Annotated in this window: 9 protein-coding genes and 3 pseudogenes; 6 read left to right on the top strand and 6 right to left on the bottom strand. The window is 59.9% G+C overall.

All coding sequences use genetic code 11. From position 1 onward, the window contains the following. Positions 1–575: 575 nt before the first annotated feature. The 3 genes and pseudogenes from CK227_RS29410 to CK227_RS29400 all read left to right on the top strand — a co-directional run. A pseudogene (locus CK227_RS29410) lies at positions 576–1,880 on the top strand (pitrilysin family protein); the annotation flags it as partial. Between the two features lie 9 nt (positions 1,881–1,889). Then, positions 1,890–3,155 (top strand): pitrilysin family protein, encoded by a 1,266-nt coding sequence (locus CK227_RS29405; protein ID WP_128311092.1) that lies wholly within the window; start codon positions 1,890–1,892, stop codon positions 3,153–3,155. Positions 3,156–3,570: 415 nt separating this feature from the next. Further along, positions 3,571–5,046 (top strand): NAD-dependent succinate-semialdehyde dehydrogenase, encoded by a 1,476-nt coding sequence (locus CK227_RS29400; RefSeq protein ID WP_095769043.1) that lies wholly within the window; start codon positions 3,571–3,573, stop codon positions 5,044–5,046. A gap of 784 nt (positions 5,047–5,830) precedes the next feature. Here CK227_RS29400 and CK227_RS29395 read toward each other — a convergent pair. Beyond that, a complete protein-coding gene (locus CK227_RS29395; RefSeq protein ID WP_224570032.1) occupies positions 5,831–6,346 on the bottom strand; it encodes a DUF2285 domain-containing protein in 516 nt (171 codons plus the stop codon). A 793-nt stretch (positions 6,347–7,139) separates the two neighbouring features. Between CK227_RS29395 and CK227_RS29390 the strand changes: the two genes are divergently transcribed. Both CK227_RS29390 and CK227_RS37890 read left to right on the top strand, forming a co-directional pair. Further along, a complete protein-coding gene (locus CK227_RS29390) occupies positions 7,140–7,595 on the top strand; it encodes a transposase (protein WP_256748481.1) in 456 nt (151 codons plus the stop codon). A gap of 880 nt (positions 7,596–8,475) precedes the next feature. After that, entirely contained in the window at positions 8,476–8,604 is a 129-nt protein-coding gene (locus tag CK227_RS37890; protein WP_135907184.1) for a hypothetical protein, read from the top strand. On the opposite strand, the gene CK227_RS29375 is transcribed toward CK227_RS37890, so the two are convergent. The 3 genes and pseudogenes from CK227_RS29375 to CK227_RS37535 form a co-directional block, all read right to left on the bottom strand. Beyond that, positions 8,570–9,199, bottom strand: coding sequence for a hypothetical protein (locus CK227_RS29375; protein WP_063169279.1), 630 nt, complete (start codon positions 9,197–9,199; stop codon positions 8,570–8,572). The two genes, CK227_RS37890 and CK227_RS29375, sit on opposite strands and share 35 nt — an antisense overlap. 192 nt (positions 9,200–9,391) lie before the next feature. Next, positions 9,392–9,705: pseudogene (locus CK227_RS37540) on the bottom strand (ATP-binding protein); the annotation flags it as partial. Between the two features lie 10 nt (positions 9,706–9,715). Continuing rightward, positions 9,716–10,249: pseudogene (locus CK227_RS37535) on the bottom strand (IS21 family transposase); the annotation flags it as partial. 516 nt (positions 10,250–10,765) lie between these two features. Between CK227_RS37535 and CK227_RS36420 the strand changes: the two are divergent. Next, the gene (locus CK227_RS36420) at positions 10,766–11,125 is read left to right on the top strand and encodes a hypothetical protein (protein WP_126066776.1); all 360 of its coding nucleotides are present in this window, start codon (positions 10,766–10,768) and stop codon (positions 11,123–11,125) included. Positions 11,126–11,694: 569 nt separating this feature from the next. Here CK227_RS36420 and CK227_RS29360 read toward each other — a convergent pair. Both CK227_RS29360 and CK227_RS29355 read right to left on the bottom strand, forming a co-directional pair. Next, positions 11,695–13,011, bottom strand: a complete 1,317-nt coding sequence (locus tag CK227_RS29360; protein ID WP_063169281.1) for a HipA domain-containing protein — start codon at positions 13,009–13,011, stop codon at positions 11,695–11,697. Next, positions 13,001–13,339: a helix-turn-helix transcriptional regulator gene (locus CK227_RS29355; protein ID WP_063169282.1), complete on the bottom strand. Its 339-nt coding sequence runs from the start codon at positions 13,337–13,339 to the stop codon at positions 13,001–13,003. Before CK227_RS29355 ends, CK227_RS29360 begins: the two co-directional genes overlap by 11 nt. Positions 13,340–13,940: the final 601 nt, after the last annotated feature.

Raw genomic sequence — 13,940 nt, 5'->3', positions numbered from 1 at the left:
CTGATCGCGGTGGCACTGCTGCATGTTTGCGTAAGACCCATCCAGTCACGATCGCGCTGTCCTTCGATGTCGCGGTGCTGATAGGCGGGCAGATCGGTGTGCGCGGCGCCCGCCAAAGGATCGTCGTCACGCCGGAGGAGGCGAGCGTCATAGCCGGCGCGCCGGCGAAAGGCGCTTTCTGTCGGATGCCCGACAATGTCGGATATCGCAAGTATCAAGGTTGGATCAAACCTTGCGAATCGGGGCTTTCTTACTTGGCACGGGGCATGCTCAGGTATCCGCAAACACCCAATGGATAACGAGCAGACTTCCCATGGCCTCACCATGCCGAAAGTTTCCCGGACGCATCCAAAGATGAGGCTCGCGTCAGGCCCAGCAACACGCTGACGGCTCATGTGGCTCGGCGTCGCGTGCCGATCCACTTTCTCCCAATAGGCGTTCGGGAGACATAGATCCTTCAAAATGAGGAACAGATCACTTTGCCAGGAACGCAGCCCATAACCCCACTCTCCCTACCAGAACTACCAAGCAAGCCCCGCACTCATGGGCTTCGCAGGACGTCCGTTGCGTCCGAGTTGGTCGGCGCGGGGCCGGCTCCGATCCCCGTCGCATGGGAGGACGGCAAGGCGAGGGATTTCGTGCTCGACAACGGCATGGAGGTGGTCGTCATTCCCAACCACCGGGCGCCGATCGTCACCCACATGGTGTGGTACAAGATCGGCAGCGCCGACGAGCCGCCGGGCAAATCCGGCATCGCCCATTTCTTCGAGCATCTGATGTTCAAGGCGACGACCAACCATGCGGGCGGCGAATTCGACCGCGCAGTGTTCGAGATCGGCGGCTCCAACAACGCCTTCACCTCCTCCGACTACACCGCCTTCTATCAGACAGTGGCGCCGTCGGCGCTCGAGCTGATGATGAGCTTCGAGGCCGACCGAATGCGAAACCTCATCCTGACCGACGATGTCGTCAAGACCGAGCGCGATGTGGTCATCGAGGAGCGCCGCTCAAGCACCGACACCAACCCGCAGGACGTTCTCCATGAGGAGATCGACGCGACGCTGTGGCAGAACCACCCCTATCGCATCCCGATCATCGGCTGGATGCAGGAGATCGAGCAGCTGAACCGCGTCGACGCCACCGTCTTCTATGAAAAGTACTACTGGCCCAACAACTCCGTGCTGATCGTGGCCGGCGATGTCGAACCGGACACGGTGCGGGCGCTGGCCGAAAAGACCTATGGCAAGGTGGCGCGCGGACCTGACCTGCCGCCGCGCATCCGGCCGGTTGAGCCCGAGCAGAACACCAGGCGCACCGTCACGCTCTCAGACGCCCGCGTCAGCGTGCCCAGTTTTTCGACGCAGTGGGTGGTGCCGTCCTACCACACCGCCAAGCCGGGCGAGGCCGAAGCGCTCGACCTGCTGGCCGAAATTCTCGGCGGCGGTAACCGCGGCCGGCTCTACCAGGCGCTCGCTGTCCAGCAAGGTATCGCTTCCAGCGCCCGCGTCTATTTCCAGGGCACTATGCTCGACGACACCAAGTTCGCCATCTATGGCGCACCGCGCGGCGATGCCAAGCTGGCTGATCTCGAAGCGGCGGCCGCTGCCGAAGTTGCCCGCATTGCCGAGGATGGTGTCAGCAACGAGGAACTAGGCAAGGCCAAGGACCACTATTTGCTCAATATGATCTTTGCGGAAGACAACCTGGACTGGCTCGCCAGCATCTACGGCTCGACGCTGGCCACCGGCGGTACCGTGAAGGATGTCGAGGAACGGCCGAATCGCATCCGCAAGGTTACCCCCGAGCAAATCAAAGCAGTTGCCGCCCGCTATCTCGCGTTCGACCGTTCGACCACGGGCTATCTCTTGCCCAAGACGGAGAATCAAGAGATGACGCTCGGCGCTCGGCCCCATGCTGCGATGAACATCCAGGAGGTGAAGTCCGAAAAGGGCATCATCGCCTGGCTGGTGGAGGACCACACAGTGGAAATCGTCAACATCGGCTTTGCCTTCAAGGGCGGCACCAAGCAGGACCCGGTCGGGAAGGAGGGGATGGCCAAACTGATGGCCGGCCTGTTCATCGAAGGCGCTGGCCATTACGACAGCGGTGCCTTCCAGGTGAAGCTCGACCATGCCGGCGCCGAAATGAGTTTGGACGCGCAAAGCGACGACATCTACGGATCGATGTGCATGCTTTCCAAAAAGCAGGACGCGGCGTTCGGCCTGCTTCGGCTCGCGCTGAACGCGCCGCGCTTCGAGCAGGGGCCGATCGATCGCGTCCGCGCCGAGATTGTCTCCCGCATCGTCGGCAGCGAGCGAGACCCTAACGCCATCGCTCAGCGCAAATGGCTGCGCGCGATCTATGGCGCGCATCCTTGTTCAAGGCTGGGAGAAGGCACAAAAGAGAGCCTGCCCGGCATCACGCCGTCCGACCTCCGCGCCTTCCACCAGGCCATTTTCGCTCGCGACGGGCTCCATATTGCCGTGGTGGGTGACATTGACGCGAACACGTTGAGGGAAAGGCTTGACCAGCTGTTTGGTGATTTGCCTGAGCAACAAACCCTCGTCCCCGTCTACGATGTCGCGCCGAAACTCGGTCAACTGGTGGAGGAGAACTACGACCTGCCGCAGACTTCGCTGACGTTGGCCTGGCCTGGCGTGAAGCCTAGCGCGCCGGATTTCTACGCGGCCGTGCTGCTGAACGACATCCTTGGCGGCTCATACTTGACTTCCCGCCTTTACGAGGAGGTACGTCAAAAACGCGGCCTTGCCTATCACGTCAGCTCTGAACTAACCCTTGACTCGCTTCTGGTTACGACAGAGACACGCTCGGACTGCGCTGCCCAAACACTGAGCATCGTGCGAGATGTGGTAAAGCAGATGGCGCAGCAAGGACCGACCGGGGCCGAGCTCAAGGCGTCGAAGAAGCACCTGATCGGCGCCTATGCCATCGACCAACTGGGCTCGACCCGCTCGATTGCAGACCGGCTCCTGGATTTGCAGATTCACAAGGCCGACGTCGACTACAACCAGCGTCGCGCCCGCAGCATCGGTCGGGTGACGCTCAAACAGGTCAAGGCGGCGGCCAAAAAGCTGCTTTCGGCCGAGCCCGCCATTTTGGTGGTCGGCCCGCCGCTGGGCGGCAAGGATGAGTAAAGAAACTCATCTCACCTTCCTTCTTCATCGGGGCTTCTCGTGGGAAGAGCGAATGTGGAGGCCCGTGGGCCAAGCAGATCATGCAGACGCGCGGAGTCGTTTTCGCCGACCTTGCGCGGCATTGGCGGTCCGGCGGCCTCTCGCCGAAATGGCGCTCCTCAGCATGTATGCCGCCTTTTTGCAGAATTCAGTCGCATGCCACCAGCAGGCATGGTGGATGAAGCAAACATCCGACTGCTTAATCCATCAATTGATGAACCGCGGGCACTCAAACTAACGAAACTGCTGTCTTTTCATCGGGCTAGCGTGGTCTACCAGCTGCTTTGCCGAGGCCCTACGACGAACCCACTGGTGCAGAATACACACTGACGGCCTGTCGACCTGGATGTTCGCTGCGTTGAGGAGGAATCCGGTATTGCCCCTGTGCCTGCCGATGATCCGCCGTCTGAAATCCCCGCACCTGTTTGGAGCCATCGACCGCCTGCCGGCACTCGGCAGACCAGTTGGCAATAAGACGTTCGAGGTCGTCAATCCGTCGACCGGCGAAGTTTTGGCAGAGCTTCCCGATATGGGCGTGGAGGAGACACGTGCTGCGGTAGACAAGGCCTATGTTGCGCAGTCGGGATGGGCCGCGTTGACGGCCCGAGAACGTAGCGACGTTCTTTGGCGATGGCATCAGCTGATCATCGACCATGCAGGCGATCTCGCCGCGATTCTGACTGCGGAAATGGGCAAGCCGCTTGCCGAAGCCATTTCAGAGGTATCGCATGCGGCGGCGTATCTGCAATGGTATGCCGAGGAGGCCAATCGCGTCTATGGCGAGACGATCTCGGCACCCTCGACAGACCGCCGAATGCTAGTGATCAAGCAGCCCATCGGCGTTGTTGGCACGATCACGCCATGGAATTTCCCGGCCTCCATGGTGGCGCGCAAAATCTCGCCGGCCTTGGCTGCGGGCTGCACAATCGTGCTCAAGCCCGCTGAACAGACGCCGCTCGTGGCTGGCGCAATGTTCGCCCTCGCCCATCAGGCCGGCTTTCCCGATGGCGTGGTCAACCTGATCTATGCGTCCGAAGGTGATCGCGTGGGCCGTGAACTCTGCACCAATTCCAAGATTCGAAAGATCAGCTTCACCGGTTCGACCGAGGTCGGACGGCTGCTGATGCGTCAGTGCTCTGACCAGATCAAGAAGGTCAGCCTTGAACTCGGCGGCAATGCACCTTTCATCATCTTCGATGATGCCGACATTGACGGTGCTGTTGACGGTGCGGTCCAGGCGAAGTTCCGCAATGCCGGCCAGACCTGCGTTTCCGCGAACCGCATTTACGTCCAATCGAGCGTTCACGATGAGTTCGTCAAGAAATTCGTGGAAAGAATCCGGCACTTGTCGGTTGGCGACGGATTCGATGCCGGAGTGGACATCGGACCGCTCATCGACAAGCATGCTCTGGCCAAGATCGAGTCTCACGTCGCAGATGCCATTGCGAAAGGCGGCACAATACGATGCGGGGGCCAGCGTATCGGCAAGAATGGCACGTTTTTCGAACCCACGGTCCTCACCGAGATTTCCAGCGTCATGGCAGTCGCGCAAGAGGAGACATTCGGGCCGCTCGCGCCGATCATTCGCTTCAACGATGCGGATCAGGTCGTGCGCGAGGCCAATGACACGATATACGGCCTCGCCGCATACTTCTATGCCTCAAACCTGAAGCGGGTCTGGCGTGTGGCAGAGGCTCTGGAATATGGCATGGTTGGCATCAACACGGGACGCATGTCCTCGGAGGCGGCACCGTTTGGCGGGATCAAACAATCCGGCATCGGGCGGGAGGGTTCCCGTCATGGCCTCGAGGACTATCTGGAAATGAAATATCTTTGCATGGGCGGGATTTGAAACCTGCTGCACTGTCTCTCCGCCCCACCGGGGGGCGGCCTGCGGTCAATGCCGCCACCTAATTGGAAGTTCCAAACGCCGTTGACCTGAAACACGGATGCCCGGCAGGAGACTGAGCTCGCTGTCGGGCCGGACATGCCTTGGGAGGGCATAAGTCAGCGCTCCTAGGGCCGATGGGCCACTCAGTTCGTGCGCCTTTTGCCGATTGCGTTGCATGTGCCGTGCCAAGCCAAAAAGCATTGATAAACCGCCGATGGATCAGCTTTTGCCCTGTTGCGCATTCTACATTGTGGGATATGCGACAATGCCCAAGCGGTTGAATCGTCGTGTTGCAGAACCCCAGACGGGTCATGACTGCTATTCTTAGGACAGTGCGCAGCAAGCCGCTACTCGCTGCACTCCAGGCACACCATTTCCATAATCAAGCGGTGGGTGCTATGTTGACCGAGCTGTCGACCAGGGAACGGTGTGAGGCCTCAGATCCCTCCATATTGTTGCACCCGCCGGTCCAACAGGACTGCAGGTCCGGCCTCAAAGGATCTTGGCTGCTATGGCGACATTGCGGTGCACGCCGCTTTCCGACCAATGATGTGCGTCCAGGTCGAGGCCGGCCCTAATGAACCACCGCCTTGGCACCCTCGCCCATCTCATTTCGGCATCGACAAGCTAGACCAGAGCGCACTTGCAAGGCGCCATGCAGTCCTGTCGGCGGGCGAACTGTTGGTGACGGGTACAGCTGCGAGCGAACGTTCATCCACCGACGCACAGCGCGGACTGTCGCTTTTCAAATTAGGAAATCTCTGTAGCCACCATTCATGAGCGCGCGGCCACGCGAGACGGCCCGACGGATGCGGTCGCGCAGATGATCGCGAGGATCCGCCCAGTCGGCATGGACGCGCCGTTGACCGATGAGAACTTCGGCGAGCTCGCGATGAGGTGCTCCGGCGAGCGAACCGTCGAGCGCACGAAGAACGAAGGACAAACGAACGCCGCGCTTTTCCGGCGCAAACAAGCGGGGGGGCAACTGTTGCCCTAGACTGAGAGCATTGAGGCACTCCAGTCCCCTCAGTCGATGCTTTAAAAGCACCGCGGGCCAGATGGCTTGCGTATGCAGGCAAACAGGGTGGAGGATATTCGCGCCCGAGACGGCGAGCTGCAGCGCGTGGTCCGCATTGCGAAGAAGAACATGCTGGCTCTTGTCGGGCGCCAGCAGGACGATTGCACGACAGGGCAATGCCGAGAGTTCGAACGGCGGTGTCGGCGACGAGGCAGGCAACCGTTCCGCAATGACCGGCAGCACATGGACGCACCAGAGCGGACACCAGAATACGACCGAAGCGCGGCCACAAGACTCCGCGAAACAGAACACCCCAGCGTGACAGGTCGCCGGCCGACGCGACCATATCGAGAAAGGATTGGAGAGACCAAGTCTTGCAATGCTGGCGCGCAGCGGTCAGATCGCGCTGGAACGCTGGATTGCGGCGTAAGAACTCCCAAGCCCACTCCCGCAGCGTCAGGCCAGCGGTGTAGTCGTATGATCTTTCATCCCGCCAATCGGCCTGATCCGCGCCAGTCAGGAGATTCATGACTGACATCCCCTGCCCGCGCCTGCGTGCGTCGAAACATTATGCCACTTCGCAAAGCATCGGCGAAGGCAGCAGACGTCGAAGACCCCGTTTCGTTGAAGCGTCAGCCATCGCCACTGTCGGCGACAGAAGATGTGCCCAAATTGCCACCAGACCGTCGAACTGGCACAGCGACGGCCAGCGCGACCTGGAATTGATCCCGTAACGGTCATCGGCTCCTGCGTCGCGATCCAGACGTCCCTTGAAGGCGCAGTAGCGCGGCAGTGGATCGCACGCTGCTTGTCGGCAAGTTGTCGTAGCGGCGGCGCCATAGGCACGGTCATCGGAGGGTCTCCTGCGGCAAGCTTTCGCCATTGGAGGCCAATCTCCCCGCTAGGGCAGCCTGTGCAGTTGCACAGGTGAAGCGGATCAATCAGGGGGAGCCATGGCGGAAACTGGATGATGGCGGCTTGAGGAGAGCGGCGTATCGAGGCGGGTGATGAAGCCTGCCAGTACCTCTCAAGGAGAGTGATACGCCATGAACGAGACTATCAACACATTGTTCGCCTTCGTCAGCCCGACGAAATCGATGATACCCTGACGGATGTACTTCGCAGCGGCGCGCGCAAATTGCTTGCGCATGCGATCGAGATGGAGGCCGAGGCGTATGCCAAGGCGGTCGACTGCCTGACGAAAGATCATATTGCGTCGCTGGCGCTCTACGATTTCCCCGCCCAACACTGGGATCATCTGCGAACGTCCAATCCCATCGAAAGCGTCTTTGCAACCGTTCGCTATCGCACGGTGCGTACCAAGGGCTCGCTATCCTCGAAAACCGCCCAGCTGATGGTCTTCAAGCTGTTGGCCGCGGCCAGGAAGTGGCGACGATTGAAAGGACAAAATCAGTTGCCGAAACTCATCGCAGGTGCCAGGTTCCTGGACGGAATCCAGGTCATCGAAACGAAGCCGCAGAGCGCCGCTTGATCAGCCTCGTCACCCAAATTCCAGCATAGCTCCATCGGAACTGCCAGCCTTCCTTGCCGATCAGGCGCATATCAGCGCTGACGATACCGAGGACGGCGATGGCGGTCACCTCCAGGCCGCCGAGTAACGACCCTCAAAACACCGCACTGGTCGAGGCCAGCCTGAACCGGTATCTTGTGCCTGCCCTCGGGAGTCGCTCTATCCACCATGTGATCGACACCGACATTGCTAACATCACCAAGAAGATCGTCGCCGGGGGTCACCCGCAAGCGGCTAACACGGCCTTCTGGTGTATGCGGGCATTTTTCAACTGGTGTCGCAAACCGCCGCAACGGCTCATCCGCGGTTTCCCCGCGAGGGATTGGAAAATCCGGATCCGGCCCCGATCGTCAAGCGCAAGCGAGTGGTGAACGATGCCGAACTGGCGGCTATATGAACGGGCTGTGAGCCCGAACCGGGCGATATCGGCTATTCGTTCGGCTCCATCGTCAAGCTGCTCATTCTGACCGGACAGAGGCGTACGGAAGTTGCCGCGATGCGTTGGTCCTCAACCTTGAAGCCGGAACATGGAACTATCGGGTGACCGCACGAAGAACGAAGAGCCTACGCTTATTCCGCTGTCCACACTGGCGGTGTCGGTCCCCCAGACGGTACCGAAGACCAATGACACGTTTTTTTCCCTGCGAGGGGCAACGAAAGAAGCCACTTCTCAGGCTACGCGAAGGGCAAGAAGGCTCTAGACGGCAAGGTCAATACTGACGGGGTGGCTTTGGAGAACTGGACCCTTCACGATCTGCGCAGGACGCTCGCGACAAATCTCGGCAGGCGGCAGGTATTGCCACACGTCATCGAGCACATACTGAATCACAAGGCGGCGTCCTTGACAGACATTGGCGAAATCTACAATCTCTATAGCAACGTCAAGGAGAAGCGCGAGGTGTTGCAGATGTGGTCAAATCACATCGAATGGCTGATCAAGCAGGCTGCGGATGACGCTCTGGCGGCGTAGCTGCTGGCATGGGCGGAAGATGCGGCGCAACAATCGTCAGAGCCTCATCGAATTGGAGAGCATGCTTGACCAGCAAATGCGCGGCCAATGCTTCGATGGCCGACCAGTGATCGAGTACTAGCCGGGCCGTGCAATCTTCGATCCGCCCCCAATCGGGGCGGCGCGGCATCAGGAACCGCAACTCACCATAGATTCGCTTGGCATCCGCGTAGTCGCTGCTCCCCTCATTCCCATCGGACGCATTCATCGCCATATCGCGCGGGTCCAGATAGCCTTCGAATGCGGATTCTGCAAAAGGACCTGCCAGACACGCAACTATCTCCCGGATCGCATCATCGCGTTCCAAACATCGATCCATATCGTCCTCGAAAATCGGCTTTCGCTTCGAGGTGAATCCTTGCGCTGAATAAAAACCCGCGCCTTCGACAACACCACCGCACTCTCCGTCACCGACGTCGGGGTAAATACTAACACTTGAGAAAGCAGGGAGTTCACGGTCGTCGTCGAACGTCTGACGGTGCAAAACGATGGCGGCCACCGCGTGCCCGGCTTCGTGATGCGCCACAAGCGGCAGATATTGGGAGGCTACATTCATGCGGTGCGGCTCTCAGGTCTAGTTTGCTTTTGCGCATAGGACCGCAATTGTCGTGCCAACTGGGAAAATCGTTTCGGGCAATGCGATCGCTCCGATAGCGTTGCGTCTCCTGTCTGACATTGTTGGGAAGTCGACACGCGCCCGTCGCAATGCGGTCGACCTTCCGCGCGAGTTGGGTGACCCGTGAAGGCGGCCGACCAGGACGATGTTGCGCTGATCGGCGACGAAGGCGCGGCCGGGCGAGATCGCGCATCAGGGGGTGACCGGCGTGTCGGCGAAGTCGAAGTCGTCGATGTCCTTGGCCAGCGGCAACTTGGCGACAGCGAACTGGTATTTGATGGAGCGGGCCTGCTTCTCCGATATCTCGGCCTGCAAGAGATCACCGACAATCCTGGGCGGCTCGTGCCGTCGCTTGATGGCGACGCGCCCATGATCTCGTCATAGGCTCTGCGCATTCCGTAGAGCTTCAGCGCTCCCATCAGTTCCAGTACCTCGGTGCGTTCCATGGCTGTTTGTCCTCCTGAGACTGTCATAGCGGGTGCAGTCGGCGACCGCTCGTGAGCTAGCTTCAGCGCTTGGGGAATGGAAAGGATCGTGCCCGGCGCCGGATCGCGGCTGCGGGCCAGGATGTTGAGGATCACCGGCGCCGACGATGCACCGTGCTCGATGGCTTCCTGACAGGCGGCCTCGACCGCGCTCAATCCGTCGGTCAGCACCCAGGTGAGGATCAACACCATCTGCCGGTCGACGTCATCAACCGCCTTGAGCTGCGCCGCACCTTCTCCATTGCCGACCGCACGACCCAGCCAAGGAACGGCGCGCGCCGTGTGCCAGGGATCGTAGGCGACCTCGTTGCGGCCAAAGGAGCGAACGTGTTCTCCCACGACCACGCCATCCTCTGGCGGATGCGATCCGATCGACATAAGCATGGATCTCGATGGGCCGACCGACGGCACTCGACAGCACCGAGTATTTGTTGTTGTCGAAGCGCACCGTGCAGGTCTTCGACACCGACGGGGGAATGCAATGGAAGCCGTCGAAGCGACCGGCAGCCGCTCCCGCTGCGGCTTGGCCGCATTCGCCGACAGCAGCCGGTCCCGCGTCTCACGCCGAGCTCCCATGCGGGGATAGGGCTGGTGCTTGCGCTCGTAGCGGAACTGCGTCTCCTCAGAACGCAGGACCTTGCGCACCACCTTGCGCGAGATCTTCAGCTCACGGCAGATCGCTTTGATCGACTTCCCCTGGACCAGCGACAGCCGACGTATCTTTGCAATCGTCTCTAAAACCAACATCCAAAACACAAATGCCTCCGATCAAGCCGGAGGCATCTTGATGACCCCATCGTTAAGGGGTCCCGTTTGGACGAAAATCACCCTTTAAACAGGGTCCCCATTCCACGAAAAATCAATGCACTACCTTCCAAAGCTGCGAGAGATCGCCACCGACCGCTTTGAAGGGGCTTTCGGCGGTCTCGTCAGCGAGGTTGTGGCATGAAGAAACATCAATCCACAGCATTGGGCCGAAGCATGCCACGGGCTCATGCCGCGGGAGAGCGGGAAGATATTCTTGAAAGAAGAAGCGGTCTCCGACATCAATACCGACAGGATGGGCAGCTTTCTCACATCACTTGAGGTCGAGCGTGGCAGTTGCGACCCGCAATGCAAGGCTGGCGGCGATGCATGCCTTTGCGCGGTTCCTGATTTCGGAGCACCCCGAATATTAGGATACGCTGCAACTGGTGGTGACACTTCCCTTCAAGAGGGCGCGTGGGTGGCACCTGTCGAATATCTCGATGAGCCCGGAAATCAAGAGCGTCCTGGCGCGTATCGTCCGCCGCACGCCTTCTGGACAGCGGGATTACGCTCTGTTTTCGCTGATGTTCAATACGGATGCACGAGTTCAGGGATCCTGAATCTTCGATTGTGACCTTCGTCTGGTATCGCCCTGTCCCGCCGAGCAAAGCAACGACCGCCCCACACTGCTCACCCGGTTCGGTGTTCCATACTTGCTGCGCACACATGGCTGCGGGCGAAGGAACCACCATGGCGGAAAAAAGCATCCATCATCGCCCTTTGCGGGACACGACGGCCATCCACCTCGTCAAGGCGGGTGTTGACATCGCCACCATCAGTCGATGGCCAGGCCACTCGGGCTGAACTAACGATGCGCTACGCCCAGGCCGGTATCGATATGAAGCGGCAAGCGCTCGAACAAGGCTTCCCCGACGTGATGTCATCGGCAAAAGATCAGACGATCATCGCTTTGATGGCTGGATGTTTGGCTGGCTGCACCGCTTGTAGACGCTCAGTTATGTGGAGTTGTATCGCGGGAAGTCGCGCGTCTTGGGCTTTTGCGGTGTCAGCTCCACATCTCTCCGCAGTGCACGTTGTCACTGTTGAAGAGCCGTTTGTTCAATCTTCGTCCTGGCACGGCAAGGGTTGTCGATATTGTGGGCGTCTTGCGCTTGCCGAGCTTGTCCGAAATCCAGCGCCGGATCAGGCGTGAACACTGTTGCGTAGTTCGTCAGCCAGAGCGCGGAGAACGTCGGCGCTTCCTTCCAGCGCCGTAAAAGCGTAGGGATTGAGGAACTGTCGGCCCCAGAACAGATTGCGATCTGTGCCGGATAGCGTAGCTTCCTCGCTGACACGCGGCCAATTCTCCGCAATGCATCGGAGCTGGCCTTCAACAATCGCAAGAGCTTCCGGCGCGCTGAGCAGGAAGTGATGCGCCGCTTCAAGGCAGGACGCTATCCGGCTCATGCGGTTATTGCCGCTGATGAGCATGGCCTGGCTGGCCTCCTGGCCACTGCGGGCCTGCGGACAAATATCGTACGCAGGCGTGAGGGTGAGCTTAGCGCCGTCCCAGAATGCCGCATGGTTGCGGGCATGATCGTCGGTGTTGCCGCAAAGTATGTTGAAGACAATGCGGCTGAACAACTCGCGCAGAGTTTCCGACGGCGCGGTGAATCGGTGGCGAATGATCTCCGCCAAATCCTGGTAGCTGGCGTAACGCGCCATCATCTCATCGAGCGCGAGCATCGTCAGCGCTGAGACCATGGATTTGCGTTGCCAGCCGCCCGTGACCTTGATCCGGTCGAATCGCTCGACGAGCAACACGTCGTTGCCTGCGGCGCGAACGAGCGAGACGGATGCCGCTCTGATGCCGCACAAGGCGGCAAGCCGCATGGCTATGAATTCTCCTTTGACGACGCTGTAAAGGTCGGCAGACGAGGAAAATTTCGCGACATGCTTGACGGCGTCACCCTCGATCAGCGCCTTTGGCCTTGCGCCGCCGATCGAGCTGCCGTGATGCAGCGCCTGATCTAATTCGGGGGTGAGCGGAATACCTTTCTCTACCCGCTCCGCCGATTGGACAAGCTCTTCGAGAGTGGCATTGGCCAGTGCGCGCGGCTCGTAATGCATTGGCGAAAACTGAAAATCGAGCGCGCCGATGCGGTCCGAGCCTGATTCCAGCAAGAACGTCAGTTCTGAAATATCGAGCCGCGCGATTTCATCGCCCTTCACACCGAATTTGCGGTTTAGGATAACCCGTCGTCCCCAGGCATCAGGGGCAGCATCGCGGATGCATCCCGGCATGGTTAGGCCAGGAAGCAAAGGCAATTCGCCTGCCTTCAGGGGCAGTTCCGGGAGATAAAGCGGGATCGCGCTTCCCAGTTCACGAAAGCTCCTGCCATAGTTGAAGCTGACGAGTCCGTCATGGGCATATAGCCGCCCGGCGACAACCGGCGCGGTCTCGCCCGGCAGCCAGACCCAGACATAGGCTTCGTCGTACTTGGGGACCTTAGAACTCATCGACGATCTGCTTGCCGGCCTTGTAGACGTGCTTCGGCAGCAGCGCGATGCGATCGTCCATGCGGCCTGTGAGGGCTGTGATGCCATTGCCGTCGGCATCGAACAGCTTCACACCGACAATGGCAGCAGCTTCGAACATCAGTCCGATTTCGACTTTGGGATCGCCCTTCTCGATGCGCTGCAGGGTGCTGCGTGAAACACCGATTCTCTCGGCTAACTCCTGTGCGGTTAACCGGTGCTGCATCCGGCCAAGCCGGATGGTCTTACCGAAAAGGCCAAGCGCTTCCATCGCGTAGCGCGAATAGGTGCGTTTATACGTTGCCTTCATTCGGGTCTCTGTGACCTATGCATGATCCATATCGCCTTCTTTCGAACTTTATATAGGTAATGTCACAGAGCGACTGCCAAAGTCAAGACTCCGTATCGCAAGCGTTACCCATCCGAACGAGGAAGGCGGATATTGCCGACGGCTCCTGCACAACCGGCCAGCTCTGCGCGTCTCGGGCGAGGCGGAGATCTGGCGCTGGATCGCGGACAGCCTTGAGACGCCTCGCATGAGTCATTCATGGGCGGTCCCTGGTGCGGGGCCGCGGCGCTCGACTGCTGGCCGACATTCTCGGCGGCGGGACCCGCATCCGGCTACACCAGCACTTTTCGACCGCATACGCGCCCAGCTTCTCTCCGAAATCATTGCCAATGAGCGCGAACCTCATGCGATCGCCGAGCTGGCCTGGCGGCGCGGAATCTACGCACGCATCCGTATTCGAGACCGCCCAAGGGAGGCTGACTAGCGTAACGCCCTCCGATCTAAGCGCCTTCCACAAAGCCGCTTTCGCACGCGACGGGCTGCATGTGGCGGTCGTAGGCGACATAGATGCCAAGCCCTGAGAGTAAGGCTCTACCAGCTGTTCGGCGATTTGCCTCAGAAA

It is taken from the genome of Mesorhizobium sp. WSM4308 (genome assembly GCF_002294905.1).
In the GTDB taxonomy this organism is placed as follows: domain Bacteria; phylum Pseudomonadota; class Alphaproteobacteria; order Rhizobiales; family Rhizobiaceae; genus Mesorhizobium.
The sequence above is the reverse complement of the archived record's forward strand: the minus strand, read 5'-3'. Positions and strand labels throughout refer to the sequence as shown.

Excerpts from the sequence above, each read along its gene's own strand:
- CK227_RS29355 (WP_063169282.1), bottom strand. The coding sequence starts at position 13,339 with ATGAAGGCAACGTATAAACGCACCTATTCGCGCTACGCGATGGAAGCG.
- CK227_RS29360 (WP_063169281.1), bottom strand. The coding sequence starts at position 13,011 with ATGAGTTCTAAGGTCCCCAAGTACGACGAAGCCTATGTCTGGGTCTGG.
- CK227_RS29375 (WP_063169279.1), bottom strand. The coding sequence starts at position 9,199 with ATGAATGTAGCCTCCCAATATCTGCCGCTTGTGGCGCATCACGAAGCC.
- CK227_RS29405 (WP_128311092.1), top strand. The coding sequence starts at position 1,890 with ATGACGCTCGGCGCTCGGCCCCATGCTGCGATGAACATCCAGGAGGTG.